The sequence below is a fragment of the Paracoccus sp. UBA5162 genome (assembly GCF_002413585.1).
GTDB lineage: Bacteria > Pseudomonadota > Alphaproteobacteria > Rhodobacterales > Rhodobacteraceae > Paracoccus.
Genome location: NZ_DHXG01000076.1, coordinates 1 through 968 on the forward strand (window position 1 = coordinate 1; position 968 = coordinate 968).

At 61.8% G+C, this 968-nt stretch carries 2 protein-coding genes and 1 pseudogene; all 3 read right to left on the reverse strand.

Annotation, left to right across the window (positions count from 1 at the left end; genetic code table 11):
• The coding region (locus B4A72_RS16170) for a transposase (protein WP_414692497.1) at positions 1-380 on the reverse strand (380 nt) is incomplete at its 3' end.
• Positions 350-556, reverse strand: a pseudogene (locus B4A72_RS16175) (IS3 family transposase); the annotation flags it as partial. The gene B4A72_RS16170 and the pseudogene B4A72_RS16175, both read right to left, overlap by 31 nt.
• A gap of 8 nt (positions 557-564) precedes the next feature.
• Positions 565-789, reverse strand: coding sequence for a transposase (locus B4A72_RS16180; RefSeq protein ID WP_414692498.1), 225 nt, complete (start codon positions 787-789; stop codon positions 565-567).
• Positions 790-968: the final 179 nt, after the last annotated feature.

The following is a 968-nucleotide window of genomic DNA, read 5'->3' on the forward strand; positions in this document are numbered from 1 at the left end:
GACGTGAACTGCGACCCTTGATCGGTGTTCATGATCTCGGGCGCGCCGAAGCGGTGGGTCGCCTCGTTCAGCGCTTCGACGCAGAAGCCGGCTTCCAGCGTGTTGGAGATGCGCCAGGCCAGCACTTTCCGGGTGTGCCAGTCCATAACAGCCACCAAGTAGAGGAAGCCGCGGCGCATCGGGATGTATGTGATGTCGGCGCACCAGACCTGGTTGGGCCGCTCCACCCGCAACCCGCCGAGCAGATAGGGTAGGTCCTGTGGCCCTTCGCGGGCTTGCTGGTGTCGGGCTTCTGGTAGATCGGCATCAGGCGCATGAGCCGCATCAGACGGCGGATGCGTTTCTGGTTCACGGCATTGCCTTCGTTCTGCAGATGCCATGTCATCTGGCGGACGCCGTAGAACGGGGTTTCTAGAAACTGCTTGTCGATCAGCAGCATGAGATCGAGGTTCGTGGCCGCCTCACCCTGCGGCGCGTAGTAGAACGACGACCGCGAGATCGACAGCAGGCGGCATTGCGCGCCGACTGACAGCCTGGGATGTGAGCGCTCGATCATCCCGCGCCTCACTTGCCGATCCGGGGCTTGAGCTTTTTGGACAAAAAATCGTTGGCGACGGCCAGCTCTCCGATCTTGGCGTGCAGGTCGCGGACCGTTTCTTCGCTGACCTCGGCCGCCGCCACAGCCTTGCCGGCACGTTCGAAGATGCCTGCGGCCCCCTCAAGCAGCAAACGCTTCCATTGATGGATCATCGTCGGATGCACGCTGAATTCGGCGGCCAGTTCCGACACCGTGCGCTCCCCTTCACGGCCTCCAGCGCCACACGCGCCTTGAACGCTGCATCGTGGTTCCTGCGTTTCGACATGTGCTGATCTTCTCGTGCTTGGAGACCGGCAGACGTCAGATCGTAGCTTCCGTCACTGTCCGATTTTCCGGGGATAGCTCAGATCGCACCATCAAACCGTGGGAT